We start from the raw sequence: 20241 nt of genomic DNA on the forward strand, positions 1-20241 counted from the left end.
CCACCGACTACTTACCAACCACTCGGTAGGTCTGCTTTCATGCTTGCTGCCACGCACCTCCGGCACCCCACCCAGGACTGGAGACACCTGCATGCACCGGCCCACCCTGCTCACTTCGCTGACCCTCGCCGCAACCGTCGCCGCCGGCGCCCTCGCTGTCGTACCGTCAGCGGCCACCACCACCGCGCCCTACCTCAACTCCCACCAGCCGGTGGAGCGTCGGGTGAACGACCTGCTGGCCCGGATGACGCCGGCGGAGAAGATCGGCCAGATGACCCAAGCCGAACGCAACGCGGTCGACGGCGACCAGGCCAAGATCACCGAGCTCGGCCTCGGCTCGCTGCTCTCCGGCGGCGGCTCCACCCCCACCCCCAACACCCCGGCCGCCTGGGCCGACATGATCGACGGCTACCAGGCCCGTGCGCTGGCCACCCGGCTGCGCATCCCGCTGCTCTACGGCGTGGACTCGGTGCACGGCCATGGCAACCTGGTCGGCGCCACCGTCTTCCCGCACAACATCGCCCTCGGAGCCACCCGCGACCCGGAGTTGGTCCGCGAAGCCGCCCACATCACCGCGACCGAGACCCGGGCCACCGGCCCGCAGTGGGTGTTCGCCCCGTGCCTGTGCGTGGCCCGGGACGACCGCTGGGGCCGCACCTACGAGAGCTTCGGCGAGGACCCGGATCTGGTCACCAGCCTGGAGACCGCGATCGACGGCTTCCAGGGCCGGGGCGCAGGCCAACTCGACCGCCCCGACCGGGTGCTGGCCACCGCGAAGCACTTCGCGGGCGACGGCGACACCACCTACGGCTCCTCGGCCGGTGACTACAAGCTGGACCAGGGCGTCACCATCACCTCCCGCGAACGGTTCCGCCGGATCGACCTGGCGCCGTACGTCGCGGCGGTCCGGGAGCACCGGGTCGGCAGCATCATGCCCTCCTACTCCAGCGTGGACTGGACCGAGGACGGCGTCGGCAACCCGGTGAAGATGAGCGCCCACCACGAGCTGCTGACCGAGGTGCTCAAGCAGAAGATCGGCTTCGACGGCTTCCTGATCAGCGACTGGGACGCGATCAACCAACTCCCCGGCGACTACCCGACCCAGGTCCGCACGGCGGTCAACGCGGGCCTGGACATGTTCATGGTGCCGTACAGCGCCGGCAAGTTCGAGCAGGCGCTGCTCGCCGAGGTGACGAGCGGTCAGGTGAGCACCGCCCGGATCGACGACGCCGTCCGCCGGATCCTCCGCGCCAAGTTCGAACTCGGCCTGTTCGAGCACCCGTTCACCGACCGCCGGTACGCGGGCACCATCGGTTCGCCCGAGCACCGCGCCGTGGCCCGGGAGGCCGTCGCCAAGTCCCAGGTGCTGCTGAAGAACGACCACCGCGCGCTGCCGCTCGACCGCTCGCAGCGGATCTACGTGGCGGGCGCCAACGCCGACAACCCCGGTAACCAGGCCGGTGGTTGGACGGTCAGCTGGCAGGGCGCCTCCGGCGACACCATCCCCGCCACCACCGTCCTGGAGGGCATCCGGCAGTACGCCCCGGACACCGCCTACAGCCTGGACGCCTCCGCCCCCACCGCCGGGTACCAGGTCGGCATCGTGGTGGTCGGCGAGACCCCGTACGCCGAGGGCGTCGGCGACGTCGGCAACCACGGCCACACCCTCGCGCTCTCGGCCGCCGACCAGGCCAACATCGACAAGGTCTGCTCGGCCATCGCCACCTGCGTGGTGCTGGACGTGGCCGGGCGTCCGCAGATCGTCACGGACCAACTGCCCAAGCTGGACGCCCTCGTGATGTCCTGGCTGCCCGGCAGCGAGGGCGGCGGCGTGGCCGACGTGCTGTTCGGCGAGCGCGGCTTCACCGGGAAGCTCCCGGTCAGCTGGCCGCGCAGCGAGGCCCAGGAGCCGATCAACGTCGGCGACCGCGACTACGACCCCCTGTTCCGGTACGGCTTCGGCCTGACCACCCGCCACTGATCCCCCACGCTCACGCCCGGTCCCCCACCTCAGGAGCGAACACCCGTGAATCCGAGACAACGGCGTTACGGCATACGCCTGTTCACCGCCGCCACCCTGCTGGCACCCGCCTCCCTGGTCTCCTCCGCACCCGCCGAGGCCGCCGTCCCGACCGGCTGGACCACCCTGGTCAACCGCAACAGCGGCCGCTGCGTGGACGCCGCCGCGGCCGCCAGCGCCAACGGCACCGCCGTCCAGCAGTACTCCTGCAACGGCACCAACGCGCAGCAGTGGCAGCTCCAGCCGACCGACTCCGGCTACGTCCGGATCGCCAACCTGAACGACGCCACCAAGGTGATCGACGTGACCGACGTCTCGACCACCGACGGCGCCAAGCTCCAGCTCTGGGCGTACGGCGGCGGCGCCAACCAGCAGTGGCTGCCGGTCGAGGAGGCCGGCGGCGGCTACCACCTGGTCAACCGCAACAGCGGCAAGTGCCTTGACGTGCCCGCCGCTTCGACCACCGACGGCGTGGTGCTCCAGCAGTACGCGTGCAACGGCACCACCGCCCAGTCCTTCACCTTCGGCACTCCGGTCACCCCCGGCAATCCCGACCTCGGGCCGAACGTCGCCGTCTTCGACCCCTCGATGTCCGCCGCCTCGATCCAGTCCAAGCTGAACGCGGTCTTCCAGCAGCAGGAGACCAACCAGTTCGGCACCCAGCGCCAGGCCCTGCTGTTCAAGCCCGGCAGCTACAACGTCGACGCCAACGTGGGCTTCTACACCCAGGTCGCCGGGCTCGGCCTCTCCCCCGACGACGTCACCATCAACGGCGGGGTGCACGCCGAGGCGGACTGGTTCCAGGGCAACGCGACCCAGAACTTCTGGCGCTCGGCCGAGAACCTCTCGGTCAACCCGCCCTCCGGCACCGACCGTTGGGCGGTCTCGCAGGCCGCCCCGTACCGCCGGATGCACGTCCGGGGCAACCTCCAGCTGGACGACGGCGGCTGGTCCAGCGGCGGGCTGATGGCCGACTCGAAGATCGACGGCCAGGTCCGCTCGGGCTCCCAGCAGCAGTGGCTGTCCCGGAACTCGCAGTGGGGCAGCTGGACCGGCTCCAACTGGAACATGGTCTTCGTCGGCGACGTCAACGCCCCGGCCAACACCTTCCCGAACCCGCCCTACACCACGGTCGGCCAGACCCCGGTGGTCCGGGAGAAGCCGTTCCTGTACGTGGACGGCGCCGGGGCGTACCGGGTGTTCGTGCCCGCGCTGCGCGCCAACTCCACCGGCACCAGCTGGAGTTCCGGCAGCCAGCCGGGGGCCTCGCTGCCGATCGACCAGTTCTTCGTGGTGAAGCCGGGCGCCACCGCCGCCCAGATCAACGCCGCGCTCGGGCAGGGCAAGCACCTGCTCTTCACCCCGGGCGTCTACCACCTGGACCAGACCCTGAACGTCGCCAGGGCCGGCACGGTGGTGCTCGGCCTCGGCCTGGCCACCCTGATCCCGGACAACGGGATCACCGCGATGACCGTGGCCGACGTCGACGGCGTGAAGATCGCCGGGCTGCTGTTCGACGCGGGCCCGGTCAGCTCCCCGGTGCTGATGCAGGTCGGCCCGGCCGGCTCGGCCGCCCGGCACACCGCCGACCCGACCTCGCTGCACGACGTGTTCTTCCGGATCGGCGGCGCGGGCGTCGGCAAGGCCGCCCAGAGCCTGGTGGTGAACAGCTCCGACGTGATCGGCGACCACATGTGGATCTGGCGCGCCGACCACGGCACCGGCGTCGGCTGGACCAGCAACACCGCGGCCACCGGCCTGGTGGTGAACGGCACCGACGTCACCATGTACGGCCTGTTCGTCGAGCACTACCAGCAGCACCAGGTGATCTGGAACGGCAACGGCGGGCGGACGTACTTCTACCAGAACGAGATGCCCTACGACCCGCCGAACCAGGCCGCCTGGACGAACGGCTCCACCAAGGGGTACGCCGCGTACAAGGTGGCCGACTCGGTCACCACGCACGAGGCCTGGGGCCTGGGCAGCTACTGCTACTTCAACGTCAACCCGGCGGTGGTGGCCGAGCACGCCTTCGAGGTGCCGAACCGCAGCGGCGTGCGGTTCCACGACATGGTGACGGTCTCGCTCGGCGGCACCGGGACGATCAACCACGTGATCAACAGCACCGGCGGTCCGTCCAACTCAGGCAGCAACGTGGCCAACCTGGTCAGCTACCCCTGACGCGGGTCTGACGCAGGATCAGAGCCACATGAACGGCGCCCGGGCGGTGAACGACACCGCCCGGGTCGCCGTGCCCAGCGAGCTGTCGTTCGCGGGCGCGGTCGGCCGCTGGTCGACGAAGCGGGAAGAGGTGACGGTCAGGTAGTGGCCGACCGCCTCCACCTGGGTCTCGGTGGCCGGCTTGGCCGCGCCCGGCGAGGGCGAGCCGGTGGCGGCCGGGGTGACGCCGGGGTCGGCCGTGAAGAAGGCGATCGCGGCGGGAGCCGCCGCCAGTGCCTGCCGGGCCTTCTCGGCGGCCGCCTGGTCCGCGTACCGGAGCACCGTCACGCTGCTGACCACCAGCTTGTCCTCACGGAGGTAGCCGACCGTCACATAGCCCTGGCAGCCGGAGTCGTGCAGCACGTCGTGCGCGCGGTCGGCCAGCGTGACCGCGCAGTCCTCGCCCTGCTGTCCCGCGGTGCGCCCGGCCTTGTAGCCGTCCTGCTCGATCTGCTTGGCGGCCGGGAAGTACCGTTCGGCGATGAAGAAGTCCTTCTCCGACAGCGGCTGCGAGGCATCGGTGGGCGCCGCCAGCTGCATGGACTCGGCGGTCGTCCGCCCGGCGCCCTCCAGCCAGTCGCCGGTCTCGGTCACCACCACGCCGATGGTGATCGCCACCGCGCCGACGATGCAGAGGGCTATCGTCCGGCGTCGGCTGCCGTGCGCCCGATGGGTGTGGCTTTCCCCCTGCGTGGTCATGGCGCAGATTCTAAACGGATGATCCGAACAGTCCAGCCGCGGGGGCGGAGCCGTACCGCACCGGGCCCACTGTGACAACCCGCACACGTTCCGGGAGATCTTCTGGGTGGTTCCCTCTGGCGCGACTCCAGGTCCCCCGGGCAGGATCAAGCCCATGGATCTGCTTGACACCCTCACCGCCAAGGGCCTGCGCCGGGAAATCCCCACCCGGGAGGAGGCGCTCGCCGTACTCGCCACCACCGATGACGAGTTGCTGGACGTGGTCGCCGCCGCCAGCCGAGTGCGCCGCCAGTGGTTCGGCCGCCGGGTCAAGCTCAACTACCTGGTGAACCTCAAGAGCGGCCTCTGCCCCGAGGACTGCAACTACTGTTCGCAGCGGCTCGGGTCCAAGGCCGAGATCCTCAAGTACACCTGGCTCAAGCCGGAGCAGGCCGCCGAGGCCGCCGCCGCCGGTCTCGCGGGCGGCGCGAAGCGGGTCTGCCTGGTCGCCAGCGGACGCGGTCCGACGGACCGTGACATCGACCGGGTGGCCGACACCATCGCCGCCATCAAGGACGCCAACGAGGCCGTCGAGGTCTGCGCCTGCCTGGGCCTGCTCTCCGACAACCAGGCCGAGCGGCTGAAGGCGGCGGGCGCCGACGCCTACAACCACAACCTGAACACCTCGGAAGCCACCTACGGCGACATCACCACCACCCACACCTACGCGGACCGGGTGGACACCGTCACCAAGGCGCACGGCGCCGGGCTCTCCGCCTGCTCCGGCCTGATCGCGGGCATGGGCGAGAGCGACGAGGACCTGGTGGACGTGGTCTTCGCGCTGCGCGAGATCGGCTCCGACTCGGTGCCGGTCAACTTCCTGATCCCGTTCGAGGGCACCCCGCTGGCCAAGGAGTGGAACCTCACCCCGCAGCGCTGCCTGCGCATCCTGGCGATGGTCCGGTTCGTCTGCCCCGACGTCGAGGTGCGGATCGCCGGTGGCCGCGAGGTGCACCTGCGCTCGATGCAGCCGCTCGGCCTGCACATCGCCAACTCGATCTTCCTCGGCGACTACCTCACCAGTGAGGGCCAGGCCGGTCAGACCGACCTCGACATGATCGCGGACGCGGGCTTCGAGGTGGAGGGCGCGGGCGAGCCGACCCTGCCCCGGCACCGCTCGGAGGCCGGGCTCGGCGGCGGCTGCGGCTCCGGTGGCGGCGGTTGCTCCGACGCCGCCTCCGACGTCGCTTCCGAGGACGCGCACGCTTGCGGCACCGGTGGTGGCTGCGGCCCGTGCGGCAGCCACGCCGAGGCCGCATCTCACGAGAACGACGAGCTGCGCTCCGACCTGGTCCGGGTCCGCCGCCGCGGCGCGGGTACCGAACTGGCCCCGAACGCCTAGAACTTCCAGGAACTGACGCACCGTGAGCACCCTTCTCGACCTCGACCGGGCCCACGTCTGGCACCCGTACGCACCGATGCCCGGCACCTCGACCCCGTACGTGGTCGAGTCCGCCTCCGGCGTCCGGCTCCGGCTCGCCGAGCCGGTGGCCGGGCACCGGGAGCTGATCGACGGGATGTCCTCGTGGTGGGCCGCGATCCACGGCTACCGGCACCCGGTGCTGGACGAGGCGGTCCGGGACCAGCTCGGCCGGATGAGCCACGTGATGTTCGGCGGGCTCACCCACGAGCCCGCCGTCCGGCTGGCCGCCAAGCTGGTGGAGATCACCCCGGAGCCGCTCCGGCACGTGTTCCTGGCCGACTCCGGCTCGGTGGCGGTCGAGGTCGCGATCAAAATGTGCCTGCAGTACTGGCAGTCCATCGGCCGGCCCGAGAAGCGCCGGCTGCTCACCTGGCGCGGCGGCTACCACGGCGACACCTTCCACCCGATGTCGGTCTGCGACCCCGAGGGCGGGATGCACCAGCTCTGGGGCAGGGTGCTGCCGCGTCAGCTGTTCGCGGCCGAGCCGCCGGCCGGCTTCGACGCCGGGCCGGACGAGGCGTACGCCGCGCAGCTGTCCGCCCTGATCGCCGAGCACGCCGACGAGCTGGCCGCGGTGATCGTCGAACCGGTGGTGCAGGGCGCGGGCGGGATGCGCTTCCACTCCCCCGGCTACCTGCGACTGCTGCGCGAACTCTGCGACCGGCACGGCGTGTTGCTGATCTTCGACGAGATCGCCACCGGCTTCGGCCGGACCGGCGAGCTGTTCGCCGCCGACCACGCGGGCATCTCCCCCGACGTGCTCTGCCTGGGCAAGGCGCTGACCGGCGGCTACCTCACCATGGCCGCCACCCTGTGCACCGCCAAGGTCGCCGACGGCATCAGCCAGGGCGAACTGCCGGTGCTGGCACACGGGCCGACCTTCATGGGCAACCCGCTGGCCGCCGCCGTCGCCAACGCCTCGATCGACCTGCTGCTCCGGCAGGACTGGCGGACCGAGGTGAAGCGGATCGAGGCCGGACTGACCGAGGGCCTGGCCGAGGTGGCGCATCAGGAAGGTGTCGCCGACGTCCGGGTGCTGGGGGCGATCGGCGTGGTCCAGCTCGACCACCCGGTGGACGTCCGGGCCGCCACCGAGGCCGCCGCCCGGGAGGGCGTCTGGCTCCGGCCGTTCCGCGATCTGCTCTACACCATGCCGCCGTTCATCACCTCCGACGCCGACCTGGCCCGGATCACCACGGCCGTGGCCGCCGCGGCGGTGGCCGGATGACCGCCACCGTCCTGTACGTCACGGGCACCGGGACCGAGGTCGGCAAGACCGCCGTCACCGCGGCCGTCGCCGCCCTCGCCCCGTCGGTGGCCGTACTGAAGCCCGGTCAGACCGGCGTCACCGCGACCGAGCCCGGCGACGCCGACGAGGTCGCCCGGCTGGCAGGACCGCACGTCCTCACCCGCGAACTGGCCCGCTACCCCGAACCGTTGGCCCCGGACACCGCCGCCCGCCGGTCCGGTCTGCCCGCGCTGCGCCCGCGGCAGGTGGCCGACGCCGTGGCCGAACTGGCCGCGGGGCACGGGCTGGTACTCGTCGAGGGCGCGGGCGGACTGCTGGTCCGCTACGACGCCGACGGCCACACCCTGGCCGACCAGGCGCTCGCCACCGCCGCCCTCGGCCTCCCGGTCCACGTCCTGCTGGTCGCCTCCGCCGGGCTCGGCACCCTCAACACCACCGCACTCACCGCCGAGGCCCTGCGCAGCCGCGGCCTGGCCACCCTCGGTGTGGTGATCGGCAGTTGGCCCACCGACCCGGACCTGGCCATGCGCTGCAACCTCACCGACCTCCCCCACGCCGCCGGCGCCCCCCTGCTCGGCGCCCTCCCGCACGGCGCCCCGCACTCCCCCGACTTCCCCACCCTGGCCAAGTCCTCCCTCGCCCCCACCCTCGGCGGCACCTGGGACGCGGCCGCCTTCACGGCGGCACACCCGGCCTGACCGATCCACCAGGAATCACGGACGCGCACTTTCGGGCAACTGCCGACAACCGCACCCGCCCACCGGCCCGCCGCCGGTAATCTGCGCGCCATGCAGGCAACCGAACCCCTCGACCCCCACCGGCGACTGGCCGAGCTGAAGCTCGTGCTCCCGCCGCCCAGCCCGCCCGGTGGGGTCTACACCCCGGCCGTCCGGAGCGGTCGGTACGTCTTCGTGTCGGGCCAGATCCCGATGGAGCAGGGGGCGGTCACCACCGTCGGCAAGGTGGGTGCCGAGGTCACACCGGAGCAGGCGTACACGCTCAGCCGCCACTGCGCGCTGGCCGCGCTGGCCGCCATCGACGCGGTGGCCGGGCTGGACCGGGTCAGCCAGGTGGTGAAGGTGACCGGGTACGTCGCGTCCGCCACCGACTTCACCGCCCAGGCCGGTGTGGTGGACGGCGCCAGCGAGCTGCTGCTGGCGGTCTTCGGCCCGGCCGGCCGACATGCCCGCAGCTCGGTCGGGGTGGCCGAACTCCCGCGCGGCGCACCGGTGGAGATCGAGATCACGGTGGAGATCACCCCCTGACCGGCCGGATCGTCAGAGGGCGACCGCTGTGCCGGTGACCGCGATTCCGCTGCCGGGATCGGCCGGGATGCCGACGGTGATGGTGCTCGGACGCCCCATGTCGTACCCCTGATGCACCGTCACCGTCGCGGGCAGTGCCACCAGTTCGAGTTCGCGGAGGTAGCCGCCCAGCGCGGCGGCGGCCGCCCCGGTGGCCGGGTCCTCCACCACGCCGCCCGGCGGGAACGGGTTCCGGGCGTGGAAGACCGTCGCGGACTCCCGCCACACCAGATCCACCGTCGCCCAGCCGAGGCGCTCCATCAGCCCGGCCAACCGCGGCAGGTCGTAGTCGAGGTCGGCGAGCCTGGCCCGGTCGGCGGCCGCGATCACCGGGTGCCAGGCCCCCGCGTATGCCGCCCGGGGTGGCAGCGCAAGGTCCAGCTCCCCGGCCGACCAGTCCAGTGCGGCCAGCAGTTCGGCCAGGTCCTCCGGGTCGATGGCCGCCGTCCTGGGTGGCACGCTGACCAGGGTGGCGACCGTGCTGCCGTCCGGACCGGGACCGGTCCGGACGGCCACCTGGCCGGCCTTGGTGATCAACCGGAGCTCACCGGCGCCGTACCGCTCGGCGTGCGCCACGGCGGTGGCGATCGTCGCGTGCCCGCAGAACGGGACCTCCATCAGCGGGCTGAAGTACCGCACACCGAGCGCACCGTCCGCCGCCGGGAAGACGAACGCGGTCTCGGAGTAGCCGAGTTCGGCGGCCGCGGCCAGCATGGCCGCGTCGTCGAGCCCGGCTGCCTCGAGCACCACGCCCGCCGGATTGCCACCGGACGGATCTGCACTGAACGCCACATATCGAAGCAATTCCACCCGCCGAGCGTAGCGGCGCCGACACTCCGACGTCAAAGCCGACAATCATCGAACTCCCTTGCCAGGCAAGGGAGTCAGCCCCAGACCAGCAACGCCCCGGTGTCGCTCAGCCCGACCGAGAAGCCGAGCGCGATCCGGCGCTCGTCCTGACTCGGGCGCACCGCGTGGAAGTTCCGCGGGTCGAACAGCAGCGCCTCTCCGACCGTCGGCTTCAGCTCGAACGACTCCACCCCGTCCACCACCTCCGGCGCGTAGCCGTAGGAGTTCGGCAGTCGGTACGTCTCGTCGGACGGCTGCCAGCGGTGCCGCCAGACCACCGTCTCCCCGCCGCGCTCGGGCACACTGAGGTAGAGGTTGAAGGCGAACTGAGCCACCAGCGGCGCATCGAGCAGGTCGCCGGTGAACTCCCGCACCGCATCGTCGAAATGGACCTGGAAGCCCTGGTTGGGCTCGCGCGCCACACCGGCGCCCAGCTCCCGGCCGCCGCTGCGGCCGATCACGACCGGGTTCGGCCAGTCCCGGCCCAGCGCATCCCGGCAGAGCCCGAAAGGGTCGAAGGGCAGGCCGAGACCCGACCACTGCCGACGGTGGCCGTCCAGCGCGGCCCAGTAGCTCTCGACCAGTCGACCGTCCTGCCGGTGGTCGCTCACCCCCACCCCGAAGCGCAGCACCGGCGGGTAGACCCGCTCGGTGCCGTAGGTGTCGAACCGTGCCGTCTGCAGGGCCGTCAGGACCGCGCGGCAACTCTGCGCCGGGAGCAGGTCCTTGACCCTGATCGCGGCGCAGCGGCCGGCCGCGAGATCGGCGATCTGCGCGCGGCCGAATCCCTTCGCGTCGACGGCGGCGAAGTACGGGTCGTGCTGCTCGATCGGCACTGCAGCGGTGACAGAGTTCATTCGACCGTCCCCTCCTGGATGATTCCCGGTCAGGTGAGCGGACGAAACCGGAACACCGTCCCGCCAGGCGGTCGCCCCTTCGGATCAGGAACGGTTTTCGGCCCGGAACGCCAGTTTCGCGTCCAGTTCCAGTGCCTGGTGATCGGCATTCAGTGTTTCGCGCGCGAGTTGCTGTGCGAGCTGAAGTTGCGCCCCTTGGGCCGCATTCCCGTGCGCCGCGCCCTCCGAGCCGCCGTTGCCGCCGGAATGATCGTTACCGCTGGCCATGGGGGCCTCCGTACAGTCCTGGGATTCGGGTGACTCACGCTGCCCGGCATTCCCGCGGGAAACACTGAGCCCCGCAGAGACTACCGGCAACTCGACCCCCAGAAGGGCCGTTTGACATTCGACGACCCGGACAGTCGGATTCCGGCGACATGTCGACACTGACAGTCGGCCAACTGAAAAATAGCGGTCTCCGCCCCCTTCCGGATAGTCTCCGTGCACTGATCATTCCTCCGATACGTTCAACCGTGCCAGAATCCGCCGGGAATCCTCCAGCAGCGTTCTGTGCCGGACGGTCTCCGGGTGCGCCGGACCGAGCACCCGGTGCTGGTCGCGCACCAGCAGTTCCAGATCGGCCACCGCCTCCGCCACCTGACCCTGCATCAGGAACACCCGGCTCGGCACCGTCCGCAGCGCCAAAGAGGCCGGCGCGTCCGGCCGTGGGGCCAGACTGAGTGCCTCCGCGATCTCCTCGGCGGCCGCCTCGGGTCGGCCCTGCTCCAGCAGACTGCGGGCCAGCGTCTGCCGGACGTACAGGGTGGCCGGCGCGGTCGGCGACCAGATCCGATTGCCGATCAACAGCACCTGACGGAGCATCCGTTCGGCCTCCACCGCCCGGCCCAGCGCGAGCACGGCGCGGGCCAGGCTGTGCTTCACGAACATGGTGTCGGAGTGCTCGGGGCCGCTGACCTCGTCCTCGACCCTGGCGATCGACAGCAGCATCGGCTCCGCCTCGGCCCATCTGCCCTGGTCCAGCATCGCCTTCGCCAACTTGTGGCGGCTCGCCAGGGTCTCTGTCGCCTCGGCTCCGAGCAGCCGCGTACGCTCGGCGATCACCAGCCGGAGTTCGGCCTCGGCCCGGACCGGATCACCGCGCTCCAGGTCGATCCTGGCCTTCTCGTGCCGCAGCCCGAGGATCTCCCGGTCGGTCTCCCGGAAGCCGAACGATCCGCACCCCGCCACGATCGGCAGCACCAGGTCACGCGCCGGGCCCACCAGTCCCGCCGCGATCAGGTAGCGCGCGGTCCGCCGCGCGATCTCCAGGGCGGCCGCCACCACCTGACGGTCCCCCAGCCGCTCGCTGCCCAGCAGCGCGGAACGCGCCACCGACACGGCGTGCGGCGCCACCACGCCCCAGACCAGCCAGCCGTCGGGGAGGTCGGGATCGGCCCGCTCCGTCGCGGCCAGCAGCATCCGGACGTTCAGGCCGTAGTAGTCGAGCCGACGCCGCCGGACGTCCTGGTCGTCCCGCAGGATGCCGTGCACCAGCGGGTGCAGCGAGACGACGTTCCGGAGGGTCGGGTCCTGCGGCTCCCGCAGGAGGTGCGGCTCGATCAGCCCCAGGTCGGCCAACGCGTCCAGCACGCTGACCCGCTTCATCGGTGTGAAGTCACTGAACAGCGGTGACTCCGCCAGTACTCCGGTACCCAGCAGGGCCTGGTAGGGGATCGGCGCCATGTCCAGGCAGGCCAGCAGCTTGAGCAGCGGCGCGGCTTGGGTCAGGCCGCGCTGGGCCAGCAGGTCGAGCGAGAGGTCGAAGACGTTCTGGACGATCTCCAGGCCGAGGGGCTCGTTCAACTCCCGGTCGTAGGCCCCCGGCGGGGACTCGAACCGGCGCTTCACCGCCGCCCGGTAGTCCTCGAAGTCGGTGATCCCCGCCGTGCCGGGCCAGACCCTGGTCCTGGCCACCGTGCGCAGGTAGTCCGCCGCCGCCCGCAGCGCGATCGGCAGACCACCGAGCTCGGCCGCCAGCCGCCGGGCCTGCTCGTAGCTGCCGGCGGACTCCCCGGCCCGGTTCACCAACATCACGGCGGCATCGTCGGCCGCCAGCGGCGGCACCGGGTGCACGGCGCTCCAGGCTCCCCAGGTGCTCTCCCTGCCGTCCCGGGTGGTGACGATCACCGATCCCCGCGCGGTGGCCGGCTCGCGCAGCCACCCGGTGCCGTCCGAGACCGGCCCGGCCAGCGGACCGAGCCGCTGCGGGTCGTCGGCGTTGTCGAAGACCAGCAGCCAGTCCTCCGGCCAGGCGTCCAGCATCCGCCAGGTCAGATCGGTCGGGCTGCCCTCGCCCAGCCAAGCACGGTCCACCTGCTGCCCGGGGGCGCCGAGCTGGTTCGCCACCTCCCGCATTCCGGAGTTGAGTTGGGGGACCGACACCCACCAGACCCGGCGTCCGGCCTGCTGTGCCCGGTGAGCGATCTCCAGGGCCAGCCTGCTCTTGCCCGAACCACCGAGACCGGCCAGCACGTGCACCCGGGACGGGTGCCCGGACTTCATCACCGAGGCGATCAGCGTGTCCCGACCGACCAGCGGGGTGTCCCGCCGGCCGTAGGGCGGTGCGACCGAGAGCCGGCCGTGCTGCGACTGCCCGGCGGCGGTCACCGGAGCGGTGACCGGACCGGGCTCCGGACCGGGCTCCGGACCGGGCTCCGCCGGCCCCGTGCCGAGCGCTGCCAGCACATCGTCCAGCACCCGGCGCAACACCCGGTACGACGGCGAGTCCGGTCCGCTCGGCCGGACCACCGAGAAGTGGTCGCCGTCCACCACCCCGTTGTCCGGGAAGACCCAGGTCGAGACGGACGGCGGAACGATCGCGTCGGAGATCCCGCCGTAGGCCGAGATCGGGATCCGGCACTCGGATTCGCCCTGCCCGCGGGCGTTCACCACGGAGCGCAGCACGATCTGCTGCGCCTCCGTCACCGCCCGGACGAACGGCCGCAGTTGACGCTCCTGCGGGTGCCTCCAGGGGAAGGCGAGCCGACGCACCGAGAGGAAGAACTCCGAGCCGGAGTTGGGGCAGGCGAACATCGTGATGTGCCTGATCCTGGCCAGCGAGCGCCCCTCCCCCTTGGCCAGCGCCCGGGCCAGGAACCGCTGCACCACCAGTCCGCCCTGACTGTGGGTCACCAGGACGACGGCCTCGGCGTGCCGCAGCTCGGTGCTCAGGTAGGTGCGCAGCCGGTCCGCGATGTCATCCGTCTCCGGGATGCGGCGGTGCACCCGGGTCCGCAGGACCGGCGACTCGTACTGGAAGCGGTGCACGGTGACGGCCCCGGCCAGTTCCGGGTCGGCGAGCAGCAGTTGCTCGAACTCGGCCCACACCTTCCCGGACGAGAACAGACCATGGACGAAGACCACGTGCAGGTCTCCCGCTACCGCCATCACGATCCTCCAGCACGGGGCAAGTACCGCCGCCCGGTCGAGCGGGAAGGACAGTGTCGCACGCGACAACGGCCTGTTCGATGCCTTCGAGCATCGTCAACTCCAGGTACTGGAGGTGCAGTTGACGTCAGTTGAGATGGGCGTAGACCACTGTGTTCTCCTGGTAACCGCCGTGCGCCCGGTCGTAGCGGCCGCCGCAGGTGATCAGGCGCAGTTCGGGGCGCGGGGCGGGGCCGTAGACGCGCTGCTCGGGGAAGCCGTCCTTGGGGTGGTTCTCCACCGCGTCGACGGTGAAGCGGGCCACGGATCCGTCCGCCCGGTCCACCTCGACCCGCTGACCGGCGGTCAGGGTGGACAGGCCGAAGAAGGCGGCCGGACCGTGCACGGTGTCCACGTGCCCGGTGATCAGCGCGGTGCCGGTCTCACCCGGGCTGGTGCCCGCCGCGTACCAGCCCGCCAGGTCGGGGTCGTCCGGGTCCGGCGGACGCAGCGCCCCGTTCTGATCGAGTGTCAGCCCCACCAGCGGGGTGGCGGTGCCGAGCGCGGGAATCCGGACCCGGACCGGTACGGCCCGGGGCAGGCCGTCCGCCGCTCGGGCGGGCGCCGCGGAGACCACGGGAACGGCCACCGGCAGGGCCGGGCCCGGTGCGGCACTCAGTCCGACCTGCCAGGCGCCCGCCGCCAGCGCTCCGGACAGCGCGAGCAACACTGCGGGGGCCCGAGAGCGCCGTCGCCGTCGGGGGCCGATGGCCGTGGCCATCCGTTCCTCCTCCGCTGTACGGGGGCCGGGACGGCGGGGCTGCCGTCCCGGCCGGGGCCGGTGCTCGGTCAGTCCTCCCGCTTGGTCCGGCGGCGCACCACCACCGCGCCGCCCGCCGCCAGCACGGCGCCCGCCGCGAGCGAGAGCGTGACGGGTGTGCTGCCGCCTTCGGCCGGGCCGGCACCCGCCGCCACCGCGCCGTGCGGCGCCGGAGCCGGCGGGACCAGCGGGGCGGGGGTGGCCGCCGCACCGGGGGCAGGGGTGACGGCGCCGCCCGGCAGACTGGCCGGCAGGCTCTCGCAGGCGATCCCGTCCTTGTCGGCATCCAGCCGGTTCGGGTCGGAGCGGTCCAGGTTGAAGACGGCCTGCGCCTCCGGCTGGGTGCGGAACTCGGGACAGTCCCGGTCCTGGGCCTGGGCGGCCCCCGCGAGCGGCACACCGGCCAGCGAGATCAGCAGGGCGGCACCGGCCGCAATGGCAATACGCATGAGCAGAACTCCAGTACGTCGAGTGACATGACTGCCACCAGTACGTCCGGACCGCCCCCGCCCCTGCCACTCGGCTGACCCACCGGCGCGAGCGCACGCCGGAGCGCGCCACCCCCTCCGGTGGACGACCCGGTCGGTTCAGAAGTATGTCCGCAGGGCCATGCCGAGGTCCGGGCCGCAGTTCTCCTCGCACAGGATGTCCCCGGTCTCGGAGACCAGGTCGCCGAGGTACCAGTCGCCCTCCACCGTCCGGACGAGGCAGACTCCTTCCTCCACGTCGATCCCGTAGTCGACCTGGAGGAGCGCGCCCTCGTGGGTGACGGTGCCGAAGGTGTCGAGCAGCCTGGCCTCCGGGCTGCCGGTGATCCGCTGGATGTCGGCCAGGTGCCAGGGCTCGGGCAGGCGTTCGTCGCGGTGGCCGGCGGCGGGGAGCAGCTCCACCACCGCGTGGCCGAGCCGGGGCCTGATCCACTCCTCGTCGCGTTCGATGCCGAGGACCCCGCCGAGGAAGGCCATGTCGAAGGTGCCGGCGAGAGTCTCCCAGCGGAACGGGACACGCGAGACGTGGGAGGGGAAGTCCACTGCGGGTGCACTGTCCTGGCCGAACTCGTCCTTCGGGCACGGCCCGTCATCGGTGTACCGGTGGGCGAAGAAGGCGTTGATCCAGCCGGTGACCCAGGCGCCGCCGGATCGCGACCGGTACTTGTAGAGCGAGCACCAGAACTCCTCCTCGACTCCTCGTCCCGAGGCGGTCGCGGCGATCTCGTCCAGGACCGGGTGCAGGGCGGTGAACCAGGGCCGCAGCCCCTCGAACCGGTCGGCGAGCCCGCGTACCCGCGCCGCCAGAAGCTCCCAGTCCTCGGCCGTCCCCTCCAACCGGATCCGGGGGATGCCGCACAGGGTTCTCCAGCGGAAACGGTAGTACGGGCTGACGACGTCCATCAGCGCCACCAGCGCGGCGGCGGCATCGGCGGACGTGGTGGTCGAGAAGGCGGGTTGGAAGAGCTCGGCCGTCTCGGTGCCGATCCGCTCACGCAGCGGTTCCTGCACCAGGTTGATCGAGCGCTCCCAGTCCGAGGGCGCCTCGTCGTCGTGCACGGTGATGGTCCGCCGGAATCCCGGCGTATCGGTGAACAGTCCCGCGTACGTCTCGGAGTTGAGGCGCACGTGCACGGCCACCTCGTGCACGACCGCGTACCACAGCAGGTCGGGCGAGAGACTGAGCGGCAGGTGCGCCGTGAAGGACAGGTGGAGGGCGCGGAGCAGCAGACTGGAGTTCGGCTCGACCACCTCCGGAGCCGCGGTGTCCCAGCCGACCAGCCGGTCGGTGCTCCGATGGTGGAAGGCCACCGGATCCCGCAGGACAGCCCGCAGGAACCGCTCGTTGCCGATCTCGCCGAGCTCCCGGGCGAGCCGAGCAGCTGCGGCGTCCCCCGCCCGGTCCGCCGGGAGCGGCAGGTCGATCTCGAAAGCCACGTCGCCCCCATCAGTCGTAAGGACCCGATCCTAGGGAACAGACAGCTCGTCAGCCGACCGCCACTGCCCGGCGATCTCCGCCGCCCGGGCGAAGTGCGCCCGCGCCTCGGCCTCGCGACCCAGCAGCGCGGCCAGTTCGCCCAGCGTCTCCGCCACCGGACGGATCGCCACGGTGAACCCCGCCGCCGGCGGTGGAGCGTCGCGGTAGGGCAGCAGCGCCTCGTACAGCTCCGCCGCTCCCCCGGTCTCGCCGGTCATCACCATGGCCATCGCGCGGAAGGTCGCGAAGACCTTGAAGAAGTAGTCGGGCCGGACCGGGCCCGCCTGGGCCAGCACCCGGCGGGCCTCGGCCTGTTCCCCGGCGGCGGCCAGCGTGACCGCCAGCAGGTCGGCCAGGAGCGGGCCGAACTCCTCGAACAGCCGCCGGGCCTGCGGCAGCAGCTCGGCGAGCCGGCCCTCCGTCGCCCGCAGGGTCGCGATCGCGACCACCAAGTAGCCCTCGGCGTGCGGCGATCCCTGCCCGGCCATCAGCGCGGCCGCCCGGGTGTACTCGGCCTCGGACGCCTCGATCCGGCCGTCCAGATGGGCCAGGGTGGCGGTCATGGTGGCGGTCACCGCGCCGGGCCCCGGCATCCGGTAGGAGGTGGCCAACTCCGCGCACTCGTCGATCAGTCGACGGACCTCGGCGGTTTCGCCGCTCGCCGCGGCGGAGGTGACCTGGAAGGACCGCCCGTGCCACTGGTGGCCCGGCAGGCCGAGCTCGGTGCCGATCTGGTCCAACTCCCTTCCCAGATCGGCCTGTTCGCGCCAGTCCAGGTCGGTGTCGAGCTCGCGGGCCAGCGTTACCAGCGTCGCCGCCCGCAACGCCGGGTCGCCCAGGTCGGCCGCCAGCGCGACCGCCTCCCGCGCCGCGGCCGACACCCCCGGGTCCCCACTGTCCGACAGCTCGGCCACGTACGCACCCAACAGGCGGCAGCGGACGGCTGGTTGGAGGTCGGTCCGGCCGAGCAGCCGCTCCAGCAGCGCCACCACCGGCCGGTCGACCGTCCCGTACGGCCTGCTCTGCCAGGGGGTCGCCTCGGTCCACGCGGTGAACACCCGGATCAGCAGGTCGTCCCGGCCGACCGCGACGGCCCGGTCGATCGCCGCCCGGTGGGTGGCCCGGGCCGCCGTCACCGCCCCGGCCCTGACCTGGGCCCGCAGCAACCGGCCCTGCAGCTCGACCCGTTCGGCCTCCCGGTCGCTCCCGGCCTCGGCGGGGACCAGCTCGAAGCACGCGACCGCCTCGGTCAGCACGGCCGCCGCCGCCTCGTGGGCGTAGCGGTTCCCGGCCAGCTCGGCCGCCCGGACGCAGTGCCGCACCGCCCTGGCCGCCGTCGCGGAGGAGGCGGCGCGGACGAAGTGGTGGGCCAGCACCGAGACATCGGACGATCCCAGCCGCTCCAGCGTCGCCGCGATCCGCCCGTGCATCCGGGCCGAACGCAGCCCACTGAGGTCCGCCAGCAGGGTGTCCCGGACCAGCGCGTGCGCGAACCGGACCAGCCCCGGCGCTGGTTCCACCAGCAGCCCGGCGAGCAGCCCGGCCTCCAGCGCCCCGAGCACCCCGTCCTCGTCGGTCTCGGCCGCCTCGACCAGGACCTCGACGCGCGACTCCCGCCCCGCCACGGCGGCCAGCCGCAGCACCGCGACCGCCACCTCGGGCAGCCGCCCGAGCCGACGGCGCAACACGTCCCGTACGCCCTCCGGCACTTCGGACAGCGCGACGAGTGCGCCCTCGCTGCTCAGCAGCCGGGCACTCTCCCGGACGTAGAACGGGTTGCCGCCGGTGCGTTCGGTGAGCGCGGCCAGCGTCTCCCGGTCCGGCTCGGGACCGCCCAGCGCGCGGACCACCTCGGCGACGGCCGACTCCGGCAGGCCGCCCAGCACCACCCGGACCGGCTCACTCCTCGCCAGCACCGCGAGTGCCTTCCCGAGTCGGCTCCCGACCTCCTCCGGCCGGTACGCGCAGACCAGCAACACCCGTGCCCCGGACGGCAGATCGGCCCCAGCGGCGAGCAGCGCCAGGGTCTCGGCGTCGGCCCAGTGCAGGTCGTCGAGGACGACGGCGACCGGCCGCTCCCGGGCGGCCTCCGCCAGCCACTGCCACACCGCGCGGTGCAGCCTGAACCGGCCCAGCGCGGCGTCACCACTGTCCTGGGTTCCGTTCCCAGCCGGACCGTCGGCCAGCAGCGGCGCCAGCACGGCGGCCTCCGCAGGCCCGGGTGGCGCGGTGGCCGCCATCGTACGCAGCGCCTCGACCCAGGCCCAGGCCGGCGGGGCGCCCTCCTCGACGGTGGTGCGGCCGACCGCCACCAACCAGCCCTCCCGGCCCAGCCGGTCGCCGAGCCGGTTCAGCAGTGCCGACTTGCCCAGCCCCGCTTCACCGGTGACCAGAGCGATGGCCGGGCCGTCCGCCAGGGCGCGACCGGATGCCTGCGCCAGCAGAGCGAGTTCGTGCTCACGTCCGACGAACGGGCCGCTCTGGTCCGTGAGTTGCTCGGCCTCCGGCGGCTGGACCGGCGCCGGCCGGAACGGTGGCGCGTCCGTGGCGGCCAGCAGCAGGCGGTCGTCCTGGGCGAGGACCGCGGCTTCGAGCTCGGTCAGCGCGGGGCCCGGGTCGATCCCGGCCTCCTCCGCGAGCACCGCGCGGGCCCGCCGCAGGACGGCCAGCGCGTCGGCCTGCCGGCCGGTCGCCCAGAGTGCCAGGGCGTGCAGTCGCCAGCCCTCCTCGCGCAGCGGCTGGTCCCGGGTGAGCAGCCCGGCCTCGGCCACCACGTCGGTACGGTCGGTGCCGCGCAGTGCGGCGGCGATGTCCAGCTCCCGGGCGGTCAGCCGGAGTTCGTCCAGCCGGCCGGTCTCGGCCTCGGTCCACGGCTCGTCCGCGGTGTCCGCGTAGGCCGGTCCCTGCCAGAGGGCCAGCGCCTCCCGGAGCAGGCCCCTGGCGGTGTCAGGATCGGCGGTCAGCAGCTCCCGGGCGTCCCGGAGCAGCTGCTCGAACCGCCAGGCGTCCACCGCGTCCGCCGGGAGCCGCAGCGCGTACCCCGGCGGGGCGCTGACCAGCAGCTGGGCCGGGGCGCGCGGCGGGCGGCCCGGCTCCAACAGCCGCCGCAGGTTGGATACATAGGCCTGCAGCGAGGTCACCGCACGGGCGGGCGGCGCATCCTGCCAGAGCTCCTCGACCATCCGGTCGACGGACACCACCCGGCCGCGCGCGGCCACCAGCAGGGCCAGCGCCGATCGCTGGCGGTGGCCGCCGAGCGGGACGGTCTCGCCGTCCCGCTCGGCGGTGAAGGATCCGAGTACGCGTATGTACACCATGTCGCCACCCAGCCTAGGACCCGCTGCTGACGTGCTGTCACACGCCCTCGCGCGAGTGTCCAAGTGCCGTCCAA

Annotated in this window: 14 protein-coding genes and 1 pseudogene; 6 read left to right on the forward strand and 9 right to left on the reverse strand. The window is 72.6% G+C overall.

What is annotated here, in order from left to right; all coding sequences use genetic code 11:
- Positions 1-187: 187 nt before the first annotated feature.
- Together F4556_RS02165 and F4556_RS02170 are read left to right on the forward strand one after the other, a co-directional pair.
- Positions 188-1972 (forward strand): annotated as a pseudogene (locus tag F4556_RS02165) (glycoside hydrolase family 3 protein); the annotation flags it as partial.
- A gap of 54 nt (positions 1973-2026) precedes the next feature.
- On the forward strand, positions 2027-4201 hold the full coding sequence (locus F4556_RS02170; protein ID WP_184911160.1) for a pectate lyase-like domain-containing protein: 2175 nt from the start codon (positions 2027-2029) through the stop codon (positions 4199-4201).
- Positions 4202-4219: 18 nt separating this feature from the next.
- Here the strand turns inward: F4556_RS02170 and F4556_RS02175 are convergent, their stop codons facing one another.
- Positions 4220-4939: a hypothetical protein gene (locus F4556_RS02175; protein ID WP_184911162.1), complete on the reverse strand. Its 720-nt coding sequence runs from the start codon at positions 4937-4939 to the stop codon at positions 4220-4222.
- 154 nt (positions 4940-5093) lie between these two features.
- Between F4556_RS02175 and bioB the strand changes: the two genes are divergently transcribed.
- The 4 genes from bioB (at position 5094) to F4556_RS02195 (ending at position 8915) form a co-directional block, all read left to right on the forward strand.
- The gene (gene bioB, locus F4556_RS02180) at positions 5094-6320 is read left to right on the forward strand and encodes a biotin synthase BioB (protein ID WP_184911164.1); all 1227 of its coding nucleotides are present in this window, start codon (positions 5094-5096) and stop codon (positions 6318-6320) included.
- Positions 6321-6396: 76 nt separating this feature from the next.
- Entirely contained in the window at positions 6397-7629 is a 1233-nt protein-coding gene (locus F4556_RS02185; RefSeq protein WP_246511250.1) for an adenosylmethionine--8-amino-7-oxononanoate transaminase, read from the forward strand.
- Positions 7626-8348, forward strand: coding sequence for a dethiobiotin synthase (gene bioD / locus F4556_RS02190; RefSeq protein ID WP_184911168.1), 723 nt, complete (start codon positions 7626-7628; stop codon positions 8346-8348). The genes F4556_RS02185 and bioD overlap by 4 nt, the downstream gene beginning before the upstream one ends.
- A 90-nt stretch (positions 8349-8438) precedes the next feature.
- Positions 8439-8915 carry a RidA family protein gene (locus F4556_RS02195; RefSeq protein ID WP_184911170.1) on the forward strand — a complete coding sequence of 159 codons (477 nt, stop codon included), beginning with the start codon at positions 8439-8441 and terminating at the stop codon, positions 8913-8915.
- 12 nt (positions 8916-8927) lie between these two features.
- Here F4556_RS02195 and F4556_RS02200 read toward each other — a convergent pair whose 3' ends face one another.
- The 8 genes from F4556_RS02200 to F4556_RS02235 all read right to left on the reverse strand — a co-directional run bounded on the left by F4556_RS02200 (position 8928) and on the right by F4556_RS02235 (position 20167).
- Positions 8928-9764, reverse strand: a complete 837-nt coding sequence (locus tag F4556_RS02200) for a PhzF family phenazine biosynthesis isomerase (RefSeq protein WP_184911172.1) — start codon at positions 9762-9764, stop codon at positions 8928-8930.
- 74 nt (positions 9765-9838) lie between these two features.
- Positions 9839-10660: a 2OG-Fe(II)-dependent halogenase WelO5 family protein gene (locus tag F4556_RS02205; RefSeq protein ID WP_184911174.1), complete on the reverse strand. Its 822-nt coding sequence runs from the start codon at positions 10658-10660 to the stop codon at positions 9839-9841.
- Positions 10661-10744: 84 nt separating this feature from the next.
- A complete protein-coding gene (locus tag F4556_RS02210) occupies positions 10745-10927 on the reverse strand; it encodes a hypothetical protein (protein ID WP_184911176.1) in 183 nt (60 codons plus the stop codon).
- Between the two features lie 222 nt (positions 10928-11149).
- A complete protein-coding gene (locus F4556_RS02215) occupies positions 11150-14086 on the reverse strand; it encodes an alpha/beta hydrolase (protein ID WP_184911178.1) in 2937 nt (978 codons plus the stop codon).
- A gap of 127 nt (positions 14087-14213) precedes the next feature.
- A complete protein-coding gene (locus F4556_RS02220) occupies positions 14214-14846 on the reverse strand; it encodes a class F sortase (protein WP_184911180.1) in 633 nt (210 codons plus the stop codon).
- Positions 14847-14914: 68 nt separating this feature from the next.
- Positions 14915-15334, reverse strand: a complete 420-nt coding sequence (locus F4556_RS02225) for an excalibur calcium-binding domain-containing protein (RefSeq protein ID WP_184911182.1) — start codon at positions 15332-15334, stop codon at positions 14915-14917.
- 138 nt (positions 15335-15472) lie between these two features.
- A complete protein-coding gene (locus tag F4556_RS02230) occupies positions 15473-16810 on the reverse strand; it encodes a DUF4419 domain-containing protein (protein WP_184911184.1) in 1338 nt (445 codons plus the stop codon).
- A gap of 30 nt (positions 16811-16840) precedes the next feature.
- Complete coding sequence (locus tag F4556_RS02235) at positions 16841-20167, reverse strand: ATP-binding protein (protein WP_184911186.1); 3327 nt, start codon at positions 20165-20167, stop codon at positions 16841-16843.
- Positions 20168-20241 lie beyond the last annotated feature (74 nt).

Source organism: Kitasatospora gansuensis (assembly GCF_014203705.1).
Taxonomy (GTDB): domain Bacteria; phylum Actinomycetota; class Actinomycetes; order Streptomycetales; family Streptomycetaceae; genus Kitasatospora; species Kitasatospora gansuensis.

Bases quoted from the DNA above. Each gene is read 5' to 3' on its own strand.
- F4556_RS02205 (WP_184911174.1), bottom strand. From the start codon at position 10,660: ATGAACTCTGTCACCGCTGCAGTGCCGATCGAGCAGCACGACCCGTAC.
- F4556_RS02195 (WP_184911170.1), top strand. From the start codon at position 8,439: ATGCAGGCAACCGAACCCCTCGACCCCCACCGGCGACTGGCCGAGCTG.
- F4556_RS02210 (WP_184911176.1), bottom strand. From the start codon at position 10,927: ATGGCCAGCGGTAACGATCATTCCGGCGGCAACGGCGGCTCGGAGGGC.
- F4556_RS02225 (WP_184911182.1), bottom strand. From the start codon at position 15,334: ATGCGTATTGCCATTGCGGCCGGTGCCGCCCTGCTGATCTCGCTGGCC.
- bioB (WP_184911164.1), top strand. From the start codon at position 5,094: ATGGATCTGCTTGACACCCTCACCGCCAAGGGCCTGCGCCGGGAAATC.
- F4556_RS02185 (WP_246511250.1), top strand. From the start codon at position 6,397: ATGCCCGGCACCTCGACCCCGTACGTGGTCGAGTCCGCCTCCGGCGTC.
- F4556_RS02175 (WP_184911162.1), bottom strand. From the start codon at position 4,939: ATGACCACGCAGGGGGAAAGCCACACCCATCGGGCGCACGGCAGCCGA.
- bioD (WP_184911168.1), top strand. From the start codon at position 7,626: ATGACCGCCACCGTCCTGTACGTCACGGGCACCGGGACCGAGGTCGGC.
- F4556_RS02235 (WP_184911186.1), bottom strand. From the start codon at position 20,167: ATGGTGTACATACGCGTACTCGGATCCTTCACCGCCGAGCGGGACGGC.
- F4556_RS02220 (WP_184911180.1), bottom strand. From the start codon at position 14,846: ATGGCCACGGCCATCGGCCCCCGACGGCGACGGCGCTCTCGGGCCCCC.
- F4556_RS02215 (WP_184911178.1), bottom strand. From the start codon at position 14,086: ATGGCGGTAGCGGGAGACCTGCACGTGGTCTTCGTCCATGGTCTGTTC.